The sequence below is a fragment of the Flavobacterium rhamnosi genome (assembly GCF_048286515.1).
GTDB lineage: Bacteria > Bacteroidota > Bacteroidia > Flavobacteriales > Flavobacteriaceae > Flavobacterium.
Map to the genome: position 1 here is coordinate 264,078 of NZ_JBLVPS010000002.1, position 16,744 is coordinate 280,821.

Annotated in this window: 7 protein-coding genes; all 7 read right to left on the reverse strand. The window is 39.5% G+C overall.

Annotated features, from left to right (window positions below; all coding sequences use genetic code 11):
- Positions 1-582: 582 nt before the first annotated feature.
- The 7 genes from ACNQGN_RS02685 to ACNQGN_RS02715 are packed head-to-tail and all read right to left on the reverse strand — an operon-like array spanning position 583 to position 16,725.
- Positions 583-2,607 (reverse strand): aceric acid hydrolase, encoded by a 2,025-nt coding sequence (locus tag ACNQGN_RS02685; RefSeq protein WP_417986311.1) that lies wholly within the window; start codon positions 2,605-2,607, stop codon positions 583-585.
- Between the two features lie 7 nt (positions 2,608-2,614).
- Entirely contained in the window at positions 2,615-5,071 is a 2,457-nt protein-coding gene (locus tag ACNQGN_RS02690) for a pectate lyase family protein (RefSeq protein WP_417986312.1), read from the reverse strand.
- Positions 5,072-5,083: 12 nt separating this feature from the next.
- On the reverse strand, positions 5,084-7,414 hold the full coding sequence (locus tag ACNQGN_RS02695) for a DUF5703 domain-containing protein (RefSeq protein ID WP_417986313.1): 2,331 nt from the start codon (positions 7,412-7,414) through the stop codon (positions 5,084-5,086).
- A gap of 30 nt (positions 7,415-7,444) precedes the next feature.
- A complete protein-coding gene (locus tag ACNQGN_RS02700; RefSeq protein ID WP_417986314.1) occupies positions 7,445-8,878 on the reverse strand; it encodes a sialate O-acetylesterase in 1,434 nt (477 codons plus the stop codon).
- A 4-nt stretch (positions 8,879-8,882) separates the two neighbouring features.
- Positions 8,883-12,314 (reverse strand): glycosyl hydrolase, encoded by a 3,432-nt coding sequence (locus ACNQGN_RS02705; RefSeq protein WP_417986315.1) that lies wholly within the window; start codon positions 12,312-12,314, stop codon positions 8,883-8,885.
- A 5-nt stretch (positions 12,315-12,319) separates the two neighbouring features.
- A complete protein-coding gene (locus ACNQGN_RS02710) occupies positions 12,320-15,610 on the reverse strand; it encodes a glycoside hydrolase family 2 TIM barrel-domain containing protein (RefSeq protein WP_417986316.1) in 3,291 nt (1,096 codons plus the stop codon).
- Positions 15,610-16,725 (reverse strand): glycoside hydrolase family protein, encoded by a 1,116-nt coding sequence (locus tag ACNQGN_RS02715; RefSeq protein WP_417986317.1) that lies wholly within the window; start codon positions 16,723-16,725, stop codon positions 15,610-15,612. The genes ACNQGN_RS02710 and ACNQGN_RS02715 overlap by 1 nt, the downstream gene beginning before the upstream one ends.
- Between the last annotated feature and the right edge of the window lie 19 nt (positions 16,726-16,744).

Below are 16,744 nucleotides of genomic sequence, written 5' to 3' on the forward strand. Positions count from 1 at the left end.
ACAGGTCCAGACCAAATCTGCACTCTTTTTAATACCCCAAAAATATTGTTCTCGGCACTGTACTACAACGGGTAGCGCATCAATTTATAACTTGTATTGACTGTAAAAAATAGTTTAACAACAGGCGATTATCTAAATTAAAAAATATTAATACACTGATAATCTGACTTATTAGAGGACTATTCTCCAAAGAACAACATCCCTGAAAACACAAGAGGCACCCACTAAAAAAAAATCGCACGCTGTAAAGTCAACGGCAAACAATTCGAGCTTTAAGTACGAAATAGTATTTAAAGGAACTGCTAATTTCTTTTTTAAGGCCGCATTTCCTTTAAATTCATTTCCTACCGAATTACTAAAGGGGCCGTATTGCTTTTTCAGCAGTACAAAAAAACAATTCCGTTAAGCAAGGCAATCATTCTGAAGAAGTACCCGCTACTTTTATCAAAAAAAAAAAACACAGCTGCAAATAAGTTTATTTTCTTTAAAAAGTAAATTCTTACAACTCCCCTTTATAGTACACTACTTTAGCACTATAAAACGGAATTGTAAGAATAATTGATTGGCCAATTTACTGTTCTATTAATGAGACATCCAAACAGTCATTTCTCCTTTGCTTTGGTTGCCCCAAGCAAAATAGGGAATTAATCTGACCTTGTAATCCTTAATTGATTTCTGAGAAAGCGGTCTGTATAATTTTTTTTCCCAAGAAGTATCCTGATTAATTACGGAATTAATCGTTAGTAATTTCCTATTGTCGATTTCAATAAAAGCAGTGGTAAACGGAGAATTTTTATTTAAAACAATATCATTTACACTTGTGTTCTCCGGAAGCTCATTCGATTCCAGGCAATACACAATAGGACCTCGCTTTACAGCTACCTGGTTCTTAATCTCCTCCACAAGGGGATTCGCCTGCATCAATTCTACTGGCATAGGCAGGTTAAGTTCAATAACATCCCCTTTTTTCCACTTTCGAATTATTTTCATATAAGTCCCAGAAACAGCTTCATTTTCTAAGGTTTTATTGTTCACTAAAACAGCAGCGCCCTGGCTCCATCCCGGAATTCTCAGAAAAAAAGCATAGCCTTCTTTTGGTGCTTTTGCGATTTTTAATACAATTTTCCCATCCCACGGATAGTTGGTCTGCTGCTCTATTTCTATTTTTTCACCATTTACCGTTACGGTCTTCAAGGTATTGCTTCCATATAAATTAACATATAATCCGTCTTTGGACAGATTATAAGCATAATTACTTACCTCAGCAATCGTACGGGTAACATTTGGCGCACAACAATTGGACAACGCGATATAACCTTCGCGTTGCTTACTCCACCGTTGTTTAAAAGGCAATTTATCGGAAACATTTAAGGGATTATTGTAGCAGAATTCTTTACCCTCAAGGCTGATTCCTGATAAAACACTGTTGTAAAGTGCCAATTCTACAATATCGGCATATTTTGCATCACCGGTAATTTGAAGCATTCGCCAATTCCATAAAACATTACCTATGTTGGCACATGTTTCGGTATGCGCGGTGGCATTCGGTAACTGATAAGGTCGCCCGTATGCCTGATGTATTTTCTGTACTTCTGTAGGATTGTAGGATGTACCATCCGGAGAAACTCCGTCATATAAAGCCCCACAAGCACCTGTGATATACATTTTTCGATATACCACATCATCCCATATCGATTGTAGATTATCCAAAAGTTTCTTTTCTCCAGTTTCAGCGTATAAATCCGCCACGCCTGCATACAAATAATTCGCTCGTACCGCGTGACCCATTGCAGTGGTTTGTTCCCTAAAAGGAATTCTGTCCTGATTATCATCAGTACCATCATTCGTCGTTCCTCTAATAGTAATTAAATTATTCGCAAGTTCCAGGTATCTTGGATCTTTTACAGTACGATACATTTCCACAATCCCCATATAATGGGAGGGACAAATCGCATTACGAGCCAGATCGGGAGATGCCTTTTTATAAAAATCATACAAGTAATTAGCCACTCCTTTAGCAATCTCTAAAAAATTAGTTTTTCCGGTAGCACGATAATGCACACAGGCTGCAGTCATCAAATGGCCCATATTATATTTTTCAAAACCCAACTGCTTCTTTAATTCTTCAGGACCTAAGGTTCCCCATCTTTCTTCTATTAAAACCGGAGTATGTATATAGCCATCTTCCCGTTGCACTTTGGCAAGCAACGCAATAGCCTTATCCATTTTCGCCATCAGCTCCGCCTCTTTTGTTACGGCATAGGTTGCCGCCATAGCCTCAAAAATTTTATAAAAATCGCCATCGTGAAAGGAAGGTCCTTTGAACTGTCCCTTCACCAAACCTGCTGCAATTTCAAAATTATGATAGGCATGGGTAATGCTGTCGTTATGATACAAATCCCACATATAGGGTAATGTACTTTCTGTTTCAACGTCAAATTGCTCCTTCCAGAAACCATTGGTCCATTTCACATCCTGTAAATTGACACTTTGCAATTTTGAATAAGGACTATCGGCATTGGCCACCAAACCCTTACTTTGTGCAGAAATAAATGTCGTAAAAAAAAATACCGCTAACAGTACTGTTATATTTGTTTTCATCGCCATGCTTGCTTTATTTTACCAACAGATTTATGACACGATCCATAGTATCGCCCTCTTTATCTGTTACTGTTATTTTAAAAGAGGCCAACCCTTTTTGATTGGCTTTAAATTTAATTGTGTTGTCCTTCATGGAAACTGTTCCCTTTTGAATGTCACTAATCTTATATACCGGCTTGTTTGTGTATCCCTTAAAAAATGATACCGCTGAAAGCGCTATTTCTGCTCCGTCATTTATAAAATAATGCGGTTGTGCCATCCACTCTAAGTAGTTGTCCAATTGCGTAAAGCCATCTTTATCACTATCTAAATTCGTTTCTGAAAAATCATTTTTAGCAGATTTAATGTTCAACCCATGTGCTTCTTCCCACCAATCAGGCAATCCATCGTGATCCGTATCCCAATTTGCAGCGCGCACTTCTTGAGAATATTCCGGCCAGCCTCCTGTATCCTGCTCGGTATCTATCATACCAGGCAAACCACTTTTACTTCCTTTAAAATGGTAAGAGCCATCCAGAGTTTCCTGAATAATACGGGCATCCTGTTTATCAAATAGTGGCTGGGTTGCTCCTACATCTGAAAGCACATTTTTATAGGCAGCTTTAGCGCTTTGGGTAGTTACATACGATTCAAAAAAGGGTTTGTCCAGGAAAGTTTCATAATTAACTTTCTCATTATGGGATATGGTAGCGGTTCTTCCTTTTTCCTGATTTTTTTCATCAAAATGGCCCTCCATACGATTCCCTGCAAAATAATACTGCTGTTTTCCCAAACCTACACCCTCATGCTGCGCATTCAATGCAAAGAAAAATTTAGTGGAAGCTCCCGGCTTGTAATAATTATTAACGAAATTAACTTCATTGGCACCGCCGTCTGTAGTCCTGCGCCCCCAATTATAAACGACATTATTTCGTATATCTAATCTTCCGGTGTAATAGCCATCACCACTCAATCCACCACCTATACTCCAGTTACGTCCATAATTATGCGCTAATAAATTATGATGAAAACTACCAATATCACCCCCGATAGTGGCCGCATAGCCATGCATTTTTCCTTTTTCATACTTACCGTGATTTGCAACATTTAAGGCTTCAGAAATTAAAGTACGCTGCAGGGTAATATTATGGGCACTACGAGAACTAAAGGATTCATCAATTGTCCAGCTTATCGAGCAATGATCTATAATACTGTGATTGGCACCGGTAAGTCCCATGCCATCATAGGTTCTTCCTTCACCAATTCTAACTCTTAGAAAGCGAATAATGCCTTCATTTCCGGTAAGACCAATAGGTGCTTTGCTGATAGTGATCCCATCTCCTGGCGCTGTTTGGCCTGCAATAGTGATATAAGGACTGCTAACAACCAATCTTGATTCTAGCTTAATGTTTCCTGATACATTAAAGACAATAGTTCTGGGTCCGATATCCTGGCTTACGGCATCGCGTAAACTCCCAGGACCACTATCGTTTAAATTGGTAACTTCGACTACTTTTCCGCCTCTTCCTCCTATTGCAAATCGCCCATACCCTTCGGCACCAACAAAAGCCAATTGAGCAGGCTGGAAGGACCAGACAGTACCCAGTGTACTATTTCCTTTTGCATCAACTTCATCTACTCTCCAATAATACGTATTCCTGCTGTACAAATCTTCCACAGGAAATTCATTTTTATTTAATTGTCCTTTATATTCAGGTGCTTTTTCATTTGCTGCTGCAACTGCTTTCTTATCTCTTCCATAATACAGCTTGTGGGCAATGGCCTCTTTTGATGCTTCCCATTTCAATAGCAGCTTTTCATTCAGAATCACGTGCTCATCGCCATTTTCCGGCTTAGGGGAATGGGCCTGTTTTTTCAAATTTGGCGTATCTATTTCAAAGCCGTTAAGTACCATTTGTTGGATAAAATCGCTTGCTGCATCTAACTCAAATCGCAGCACTACATCCTTGGCAGCTTTAGCATTAAATGTAAGATAGGCAGTAGCTGCAGCTATTGTGGAATTTGCTCTGTTGCTGGGCACTACAGTTTCCGCCAATTTTCCATCTACATAAATTTTTATTGGAGAGTAGGTCTTGCCCTCTATTTTATCAAAGGTATTGTGAAAAGTGAGCAGCGAGTGCTCCCCTTCTTTTAGGCCACTGATACGCACTTCTAAATTTTGTTTTGTAACCAGACCATCACTGGCCAATCTGCTGTAATGCGGTGCATTCATTCCTACTTTATACCAGCTGGAAGAAAAATCTCCTTTTAATTTAATGGTAACATCCCCAAAAGATTTTTCAGATTCCTTTTGTTCACTTATGGGCCAGGAGCTATAATGCGGATCATTGACCTCTTCAACTCTTCGTTGAAAAAAGTCAAAATCAACTTTTATAATTTGTTTTTCTGTTCCCTCCTTTGCTGTCTGGCAATATCCATTTGCAGCTAAAACAGCTGACAACACAAGACAGCGTACTACTTTATTTATCATTTTTACAATCTTTTAATTCAAATTTATTTTTTTCTCAACAGTCATTTCCAACAGATTCACAATATCTTTCTCCCTTTCTTTGGGAACTATTTTTATAATTTTCAATACGCCATTTTGAAGTACTGCTTCTACTGTCGTTTTTTGTGAAGCATGCAATTTGAAATGTACATCCCAATCCTTTGGCCAGGCTGCAAAGAGATAAATTTTACCCTCCGCTTCCTGCAATAGCATTTCCTGCATGCCAATCATTCCGGAGCCTCCCCAATTATGATCCGGAACCCAATCAAAACCCGGACCCCAAAATGCTGGAAATCTTCGGCCTGAATCCGCCATTTTCAACAAATTAAATTTTGCAGCGGCGGCTGTTAATCCTAATCGTGCTGCAAAAATGTTGTCTTGTTTCCATCCTATATGACTCCTGAATTTAAGAGCATCACTATCATATTTCCATGTATTTAATGCGATCTCTAAATCAGGTTTCCCAATGCCATAAATCCCCCAGGGAAAAACAGGATACAATTGTGGGACTTCCGTATTATTAACACGTTCCCATGATTTTGCAGGCGCAAGTGTTTTATGCTTTTCGATTTCCGCAAAATTCAAAGGCGGAATACGATTATAAAACGCTTTTAAATACGCATAATCTTCCTTGTTTGATGTAACCTGTGAAAGTTTTAAAAGTTGCTCGGTAACCACTTTTAATCCCGCAATAGTACTGTTGGCGTTGTACGCCATTTTATAGGTTTCCGCAGCAGAACCCGGATAAAGAATCAAATCACCATTGGCGTCTAACGCTTTACTGCCTCTGCTTTTTGCTAAATATTGGTAATGCTCATCAAAAAAACGGATACAGCTTATAATAAACGGAGTATATTTTTGAATAGGTTCCCCGTTATATTCCTGTTGCTTCAGCATCATTTGGCAAAACTCTAAAACGGTATCCCATTCATATTCCAGCCAGGGATTGTATTCCATTCCCGGATCATATCCATCAGGGCGTTTCCATCCGTATTCGGAAGGATTGGGTAATCCAAAATTTTCTAATTGTTCCGTAAATGCAGCGCCACCGTGATTCCAATACACTTTGCTTCGTAATTCTGCATTTTTTTGCAGACCCAAATAATAATCCAACTGGGATTTCATCATATCAAAATCCCCACTTCTCAACATCGGAAAATAAACCAAACGCTGATTTTGAGCCGTCATCGTTCCGCCTCCCCAATTTCTAAAATCAGGTGTGAAGTTTAAAGTTGAATCCGTGAAAACGGGGTCCACTGTAAAGAGCCCTCCATTAAACTTCGTCGGGTATTTACCATACCCATTGCAGCCCAGCATATACCGAAACAACTGATAATTTTGTCCCATTTGATAAACAGAATCTTTCTTGGACGAGTTGTTTTTTTGAACATAAATAAAACTGCGTTCCCAGAAATTATTCCACCAGGAGACCGTACGTTTTTCGGCTTTATTTCCTTTTGCTTTAGCATCCGAAATTTGATTTTTTAAACCATCATCCCATAAAGACTGATCTCCTGACTGATTCGTGTATAAATAAATCTTAAGCTGATGCTTTTTGGAAGATTGTACACTTGAAAGTTCATATCCTTTAAAATCGGTATTCTGATATTTTCCCAAATATGTTGCTGCTGGCTTCATATTTTTTCCTTCCATAAAGCCCCCAAAAGTGAGATTCGCTAACGGGTTGCTCATCTGATCTTTCACTGACTCCATTTTTTGCTGTTGCACTGCAACATCAAAAACAGTCTGTTTACGATTTCTATGGTAAAATTTTATGCCATTACCTTCAAAAGAAACAGAGTCTTTGTAGGTTATAATTTCTCCTTGAGGCGCCCATTTATACGAATTCGCATTGTTCGCTTTTCCTTTTACCGCCCGGTTGGCATAGCGCCAGCTTTCATAAGAGGCTTTCATTTTTAAAGGAATTCCGCTTGTCAAATCCAAGTGAATTACCGGCTTAAAAACATCTACCCAAAGTTTAATACGGGTAGTGTTCTGAGCAATTGTTACAAAGCCGTCTCTCAACACCAGCTCCTGATGAAATCCTTCCTTGTCTTTAAACGGATTGGGTGTTAACGTTACTTTTACACGTCCCAATTTCAGCAGTGTATTGTGTTCGTCAAAAGTTCCGCTACGCGAAATATAAAAATACAAATCCCCCTTTTCTACCCATACGTTTAAACCAATATCGCCTGCTCCCAACGGCATTGATTCTGATGAATTGCTGCTTTGGGTATTCCAGATGGGATTGTAATTGTCGAGCACAGGAAGCTGCGCTTTAGCAAAAAGCGTAAAAAACAGAAATAAATAAACCGTGTATTTCATCTTAAAATTTCAATCAATATTTATTTTATCCTACCAGTCATCTGTCCTGAAAGACGAAACAGGCAAACCTCCAACGCTAAAAAGCTCCGCTTTTGCAAAATCCTTGAATAAATAACGAACTGCCACTGGCTTTACTACCTGGGCACAAGAAAGCACCACCGATTTTCTGCGAACTACCGCCTGAGCCGGATAAAAAACTTTATTTTCTCCTGCAATCTCAAAACCAGTTACTTCTTTTCCATAGGATGTAATTCCGTTTGGCGCTTCATTAAAAGCGACAGTTACAGTGCTTCCTACAATTTCCATGTCTTTAAATTCAGGGCTCGCAAATTCAAACCCCTGTATTCCGTAGGTTTTGGCCAGGGCCAGATACGCCAGTCGACTGCCTCCCTTTTCTTTATCCGCCGGGTGAATATTATTTTCTTCACCAACATCCATCAAAACGGCCATTCCTGAATTCGGAATTACTTTCGCTGCTTTCAGTTGTGCTTCTCTCAAATAAGCGGAATTATACTTTTCTAAATTATCTTTTGGATGAAACTGTGCATAATTAAAAGGTGCAATTTGGGCGTAATAAAAAGGGAACTCTCCCTGATTCCATAAACCCGTCCAACTGCTCACCATTTTTTTGAATAAGTCTTTGTATTGGGCAGCCCGTTCATAATTAGATTCTCCCTGATACCAGATACAGCCTTTAATTCCATAACCAATTACCGGTGAAAGCATCCCATTAAATAAAGTCGTGGCAACACGGTTTGGGTCTTTTGCAAGATCCTCCTTCTTAGTGGGAATTGCTACGCCCTCAAAATCTTTCAACATCTCCTCATTCATCCAAGCTTCCATACTGGAACCGCCGTAAGAGACATGAATTAACCCAACAGGAACTTGTAAAACGGCTTGCAAAAGCGATCCGAAATACCATGCCGTAGCACTAAAATCAGCCGTGCTTTGCGGCGCTGCCATTTGCCATTTTCCTTCAAAATCTTCTTGTGGCACCAGCAAAGTGGCTCTTGGTACGGTAATCAATCGAATAGTAGCATTGGTAGATCTGACAATCATTTCATTTCCATTCAGGACGGGCTGACCCGGAAAACCTTTCAGAGGCATCTCCATGTTAGACTGACCGGAACACAACCAAACTTCGCCAATTAGCACATTTTTTACAACTATTTTTTCTTCTCTCTGCCCCACTTCAATAGTAAATGGTCCCCCTGCTATCGGAGTCTGTACCGCTACTTTCCACTTTCCATATTTATCGGCCTTAACTTCATACGCTTTCGAATCCCAGGAAGTTCTAATACCAACTTTACTATTCTTGTCAGCCCAGCCCCAAATTGGCACATTGCGCTGCTGCTGTAGTATCATGTTGTCAGAAAACAAAGCGGCTAACTTAATTTTTGCATTCCCCTGAAAGCTTCCTAAAAAGCATAAAATCGCAATAATAATAGGTCTTAAACTTTTCATTTTTCTATTTTTTTTCTTTTACAATTGTAACCGGACCCAGCAGACCTGCTTTAAGCAAATCCCTTCCCTCTAATCTAAAAGGAGCCGTTGTCCAGGTTAATCTATCTTCTTTTGACAGCTTCTGATCTCCTATTAGTCGATTTGCCCAAGTGTTGGTAATTTTTATCGTGAGTGTATTTTTCCCTTTTTTAAGTGCTTCTGAAATATCAACTTTGTAGGGATACGTCCATAGCGTCCCACAGTCTTTTCCATTGACACTTACCTCGGCAATATTTGCAATTTTCCCTAAATCAAGCCAAATTTTCCCATTGCTTTTTCCCTTCCAGCTGAAATCCTTTTTATAGATCGCTGTTCCGGAATAATATTTAATACTGTCATTGGTTGCTGTACTCCAATCAAAAAGCGCAGCTGTTTCGACGGTCTCGGACGGCCCATGAAATTTAGGATCAAATTGAACTGCCCAATTTTCACTTAACGTTTCAACAGTTTCAAAATCGGACCAATTTTGGCCTGTAACTGATTTTTTTTGCGGCTCTTTAACATCTTTAAAAATCACAAAATAAGACTCATTCTTATCAAATTGCAATGGAATTATGGTCCTGCCATTTTCCGTTTTCCAATTTTTTAGGGCTGTTGTCTTATCCGATACCGGATGGTACAATTCCGGTGTTTTTCCGCTAACTCTAAACGACACCAGTACTTCTGTTTTTACTTCTTTTTGATTGGAAAGGAAATAAATATCCTCTTGCGGTGTACTGCGGTGTGTCCAGTCTATTGTTGTTGTTTCTTCCCTATTCAATTTTGGAAAAAACACATCCTGCTGAATCCCTATTTCACTGAAATCATTCCCTAAATAGGGAAGTTGAATCACATTTCCTTTTCCAAGCTTCCACGAAGTTCCTGAATTTTTAATTTCTTTAGAATCGGGTATTCCACCCCAAATTTCATTTACTATATTTTGCCATTTCCCTTTATCAACATCGGAATGGAGTCCGGGAATTCGAACTGGTTTTTCGGCTATAAAAACCGTGGCTCCCTGTTTTACCAATGCTACTATTTTTTCTGCTACCTGTAAAGATATCATTTTCTCCGGAGCCATTTTATGACTTCCGGGAAAGAGCAAAGCACTATATGCTATAGCATCACTGAATACCACCTTTCCGTTCTTTACTTTTGCATTGTTCAGTAATACATCCGAATTAAAAGAATCGTATTTATAGCCATTTAAAGCATTTACCCATTGTGATAAATCGGTAATGTTTTTTGAATACGTAACCTCTTTAGGCATTTTTGCCGTAGGCTGATTCACATTCTCCAAGCGTTCTTTTTCGCTGGCAAGACGTTGACTTCCAAAAACATTTGGAATAAAAGGCAACAGCCTGTCGGGAAGCACAGACCGAGAAGGAATATCTTCACCAATAAAAACAGCCAGATCAATTACAGGACTTCCTTTTTGCAATTGGAATTGCACGCGCTGACAATACGCTACCCACGCTTTCCCAGGCTCCCACCAGGTCTGGTCTCTCTGAAAATAAGAGCCAACGCCATCTAATGTCATACCCGGTTTTCTGTCAGTCCAGGGATTATGCACAAATACATGGTAGAAAAACCTATTTATTCCCAAAGCATAATTTCGGTCTGCCAGTGTTTTTAAATTCCCCGGGTGCTCGTCCCAATCCATTCGCAGTTCGGTAAAAGCCTCTGCCTGTATAATGGATTTACCATAAATATGGCCACCAGAAATGGCATCGAGCATGTCATTTGGCTTATCGTGAGTTGGGCTTCGCAACCAAAACTCACCCCCAGGATAATCCACATGTTTAAAATGCAATAACGCATCACTCACCATGGTAGGCGCTACATTTTCGGAGCTGAACTTTACCCCGGCTTTTTTAGCTTCTTCGGCTACTGTGCCAAAGAAATTATCTCCAATTAATTCTGCAATAGTTTTCCGTAGATCATAAAGCACTTTTTCCGTTGTTTCGGCACTTTCGATTGGAATCCCAGCCATAACCGGTAAATAAGCTACGATATCATACCCTCTTCTTTTTATAAATTCTGCTTGAAATACGGAAGACCAGTTTTGGCTGCCACATTCCCAACTGTCAATATGAAGTATTTTAATCACTTTTGCTGCCAGTTCCGGACCAGCCGTACGTATCGCTTCGCCAAACCAATGGTCCAATTGAAAACGAATCGTTTCCGGATTAAACTTATCGACTTCCAATCCTTTTCCTGCTCCACCAGTGGCATTCATGTGTCCGGTAGAAGTATGTCCCATTCGTACTATCTTCCATTTTCCTTTGGGAGCGTTCCAGGAAAGAGTGCCTTCTGCATCCATAAATTTTGAAATATTGATCATTTCAGCCTTTGACACACAATTTTCATCCGGAATTTGAGCCCTTGTAGTTTGGGGACTGAGGCGCCAAATCGCTCCTGATTTTCCTTCAAAATTATCAATCAGTGACTGATTGGAAAGTGTAATTCTGCTCACTTTTAAATTCTGTTTCCATTTAGCAGCATCCAGATCTTCTGCCCCCGGTTCTGTTCCGCTTGGATCATATACCAATCTGAAAAAGGTAGCTGTCACCGGTTTTATGGCATGCGTATAAGGAGCATCCGTATCTTGCCAGCCGTGGCGTGGCGCAATCATCCTTTCATGGAATCTAAAATGAACACCATCATCACTGACTTCGACGATTAGACGCTGCGCCTGATGATTGTTGCCTTTGGTTTCTATTAGAATAGATTTACAATTAAACGGTTTTTTAAATTCATACTGAATCCATCCCTTTTCATCTAATTTAAAGTTTCCTTCCTTCTTGGGATTGGCCAAAAAAGACACTTCTGTATTTGCTGCAGAAGAAGTCACTGTAGGCAGCTGCTCCTGTGAAGTCAATTGTGTTTCTTTAAGCGGAATTGCAAATGTGGCTATGTCTTTATAGTACCCTTGGTACCCCGTCGGAACACTTAATTTGGCAGTAATTCTAGCCCCTCCATTTACGGCAGTTTCAGACCAAACTACTTTTTGCATTGCCATTTCCGGAGTAATCCAGGGACCTCCGGCAACTGCAAAACCATCGGCGGCATGAAAAGCGATTTTCAACCCCAAACGATCCGCTTCCGTTAATGCCCAGTGCACCATATCCCACCATTCCGCACTCAATTGCAAGACAGGCGGATTGATTAATGGCGGCTCCGTCGGGCCTTTAATAGACATTAAATAAGCTCCGGCAATTCCGGCTTGTTTCATCGCTTCCAAATCAGCTGTGATTCCCGTTTTGGAATAGGCACTTTGCATCCAATACCAGTACACCCAAGGTTTTGAAGATTCTTTCGTAGGCTGAAATAAAGCAGCTCCCTCTTGGTGAGGTACCTGACCTGAAACCAATCCTGTTACGAGTATAATGAGCCAAATGCAGTTTTTACGAAACATTGTCCTTAATATTTAAATTTTTTCAAGTTTTGATTCAGTCCATTGCCTGATGAAGCAAAAGGGATTAGGTAAAAACTATACTTATAATTCCCGGAAGGAATCTGATATTTCTCCATAGGCTGCGCCACCGAAGACCAGCTGTCATTTCCACCAACACCCATTTGAATCAAATCAATATTCACGGTCAGAAAACCAGGGTCTTTTAGATCAAAAGTATGGGTGGCTTCGCTTAAATTTTCCTGAGTGTAGGGCCATGCTCCCATACTCATTACTTTAGAATCGTTAACCACCAGCAATCCTTTGTTTTTTTGAGGGGTTGTAAAAGCCATCCATCGCACCTCAGTTCTGTTACCATTTTCTTGTGGTTTTACATAAGGCTCTATAAATTGATTAATAGGCAACGAATATCTTCCAACTGTAAATCCAAAACTTCGGTCGTTATAATTTTCTAACTCCCCTTTACCGTACCATGAAATTTGATCAAACTTCCTTTGTACTCCCATTTGCATTCCTATTTTCGGAATAGCAGGCAATTTCGTGGAAGCCTGTAAATTGTAATCTACCTTGATAGTCCCGTCTTCTTCAATAGTATAAACCACACTTACATTGGCACTGTCTTTTATAACTTCATAGTCGCTACTAATTTTTATCTGAGCCCCTGTTTTATCCATCGCAATGCCAGTCAATTTCGGATTGGCTTTATACCAGGGTTTCAAAACTTTATGCGATTTCCATCCTCTGCGGTCATTGTCCGTAAGAGGTCTTACGAAATTAGGCAGTAATGGCGCAAAAATTTGCTCTTCACCATTGAAAATATAAGAAGAAAGTGCCCCGTTAACTTTGCTGATAGCGATGCCAAAAGATTTTCCTTCTATTTTAAATTCAGTATTCGATTCAGAAACTTTAGCTTTAGCTGTACTTTCCTTTTTCGAATCATAAGCGACAGTCTCTTTATTTTTTAGCAAAAACTGATCCGTTGCAACCGGATATCCTTTAGCGGCCCACTCTTTATCTGTTGAAAGCTGAAATTCGATGTTCAAATAGTATTCAGCATCCTTTTTCATTTTTGGCAAATACGAACTCACATTTAAAATCGTGGACTCGCCTGCTTCTAATTTAAAAGGCTGCAATTTTTGGACTTTTATAATTGTTCCGTTCTCCAATATTTGTAAAACAGGAATATAGTCCCCCAACGATTGTACAGCCTGGCGGTTTTTTATTTCAAGTTGAAAACCCTCTTTTAAAGTTGAAACTACCGGTTGATATACCCATTTATTCTCATATATCGAAGCTTTTGGTCTTCCATTGGAATCAACTATTCCTTTGGTATTGAAATTACCGTCATGGTATTTTTCACCAAAATCCCCACCATGAGCAAAATATTCCTGGCCTGATCTCAAATCTTTTTTTAACAGTCCCTGGTCTTTGAATTCCCAGATACATCCGCCAATAACGCGCGGAAGTGAACGAAATTCATCCCATAATTCTTTTAAGTTCCCTACGGAATTACCCATAGCATGTGAATACTCCACAAAAATAATAGGACGGGTATCTTGCTTTTGGTCGACTAAGAATTTAGGCGTAAAAACCCCGGGATAAAATCGGCTGACCATATCTACGTAAGGCTCATCCTGAGGATTTTCAAATCGATAGGCATGATCTATAGTTTTAGGATACTTAGGATCAAGTGGATCTATATAGCCGTCTAATCTTGGATTTCCTTGTGCCGGTTCATAATGTACCGGACGAGTAATATCAAAATCATGCACCCATCCTGCCATAGCAGCATGATTAGGTCCTTTACCACCTTCGTTGCCTAAACTCCAAAAAACAACAGAGGGATGATTTTTATCCCTTTCTACCATTCGGGTCATACGCTCTAAGTACGCATTTGTCCATTTTGGGTCGTTACTTAATTTTCCGCCAATACCATGGGTTTCCTGATTCGCCTCATCCATTACCATTATCCCGTAGGCATCACATAAGTCATAGAAATAAGGATCATTAGGATAATGACTGGTTCGAATCAAATTAAAATTAAATTTTTTAATCGTTTTTATGTCTTCCAGAATATCAGCTCTTGTCACGGCCTTACCTCTAACAGGATGATGGTCGTGTCGGTTGACGCCATAGACATAGGTTTCTTTTCCGTTAATCAGCATTTTTCCATTCTCTTTGGAAAACTCGACAGAGCGAAAACCTACTTTACAGCTTTTAACATCTGTAATATTCCCATTCGGATCTTTTAATGTAACTACCAAAGTATAGAGATTAGGTACTTCTGAACTCCATTTTAATGGGTTTATAATCGTTTGTTCAAACATTCCAAATCGCACATTATCCAAACGGGGATAACTTTCGTTTATCATATCAATGACAGGTTTTTGAAGTGGCTCTTTTAATAAAGCGACATTGTTTGCATCATATAATTGCGCTTGAAAAGTATAATCTTTGACCTTTTTACCTGTCGAATTTTCAATTTTTGGTCTTAGCTGAAAAACAGCATCTTTGTATTCTTTATCCAATTTGGTTTGATAAAAGAAATCCTGAATGCGCAATTTTGGCTCGGCCATAATAAAAACTTCACGTTGAATTCCGCTCATGCGCCAATGATCCTGATCTTCAAGATACGAACCATCTGCCCATCGAATTACCTGTACAGACACTACATTCTCGCCCTCTTTTAGGTAAGGTGAAATATCAAATTCTGACGGAAGAAAACTATCTTCGCCATACCCTAAAAATTCTCCATTTAACCAAACTTGAAAACCAGAACTTACTGCCCCAAAATGCAAGGTTACGGTCATGTCTTTCCAATTTTCCGGAACGGTAAAACTGCGCTGATAAGAACCGATTCCGTTATAATCTTTAGGAATAAAAGGAGGATTAATCGGTCTAAACGGATATACGGCACTCTTGTAAATTGGACTGTCATACCCTTTTAATTCCCAGTTGGACGGTACTTCAATCTTATCCCAATCGGAGACTTTCCCTTTATAGAAATCTTTAGAGGCTTCTTTGAGATTTACCGAATATTTAAAATCCCACTCTCCGTTCAGCATTTTAAGCCGGCTCTTGGTTCTGTCTCCTGCTAAAGCATCTTCAACATTGGTGTACGAATACGCCGTTGCTCTGGACGGTTGTCTATTAATGCTCGTGACTGTTGGGTCTTCCCAAGGGGCAAACTCATATTTCTTGTGTAATTCCGGAATTCCTGCCGGCTCACCAGTAACGGATTGCCCTTGCATAGCGCAAATGCCCAAGAGGAAAAAAAATACTACTCTAACTTTATTCATTATTTCTTATCTATTGCGACAAAATTCATTTCACTTTTACCTAAATCCTTAGAAGTTGCTACTGCAATTCCTCTTTGTTCTTTTTTATTCACTGCACAATAAAAATGATATACAATGCCTTTGTCCTTAACCACGAAGGATTTATGGGCAAATAAATCATCATAAGGCTCCGAAGATTTGACAAGGTCTTCTCCTTGCCAATCTTTCCAATGAATCAAGTCGTTGGAAACTGCAAAACGGTTGAAAGCTCCCGGTTTCCAGAAAGCGCCAAAATAAAACATCACCCAGGTATTATTAATACGCTGAATGTACGGATCACCCGTGATTCCTTTATGATTATTAAGTAATGGATTTTTCCCATAACGCTTCCAGTTTTTCATATCATTTGAAACCGCCATTCCGATTCTTTCTGCTCCACGTGCAGGCTTAAGGCTATCACCTCGAGCATTGTAGTACATAATAAAATCATGTCCTGTAACTTTTTCGGTATCTCTGATAACCGTGTTCTTATACATCGTACTATTGTCCCACCAACTAACGTCTTTGTCAGTAGACATTAACACGGGTTTTTCCAGGCGATCAAATTCGTGCGCTTTGGTAGGCGATTCTTTGGTATATGCCATCCCGATAGACAACAATCCAGCCTCATACCCCTTGGTATTTCCTCCAAAATAACTCATCCAATACTTGTCATCATACTTTTCCCATTCATAGCTTCCCCCCCAGGCAGGATCTTGCAAAGCAATATATCCCGCTTTTTGATTCACGTCCCAATGCGTCGTATCTTTAGAGAAAGACATTACTTTTCCCAAGTGTTTCCAATGCAGTAAATCGTCACTTTCTGCTAACCAGGTTTCGTAACCTCTTCCGCCATAAATCAAATAGGTCATAAACCATTTTCCGTCTTTCTTAAATACACTCGGACAATCCATTTTATAGGAGTTGTCCGTTGGCACCATCACCAAACCATATTTATAAGGCGTTTTTATTTCGTTATAAATCTCCTGCATTACCCCATCCGTGATTTCTCTTTTCTTCATTTTTGAAGAACAGGACGTAAATAGTACTGCAAAAATCAGTACTGCCGTCGCCGAGAATATTTTACTTTTATCCATCTTATTTAACTAAAAACGT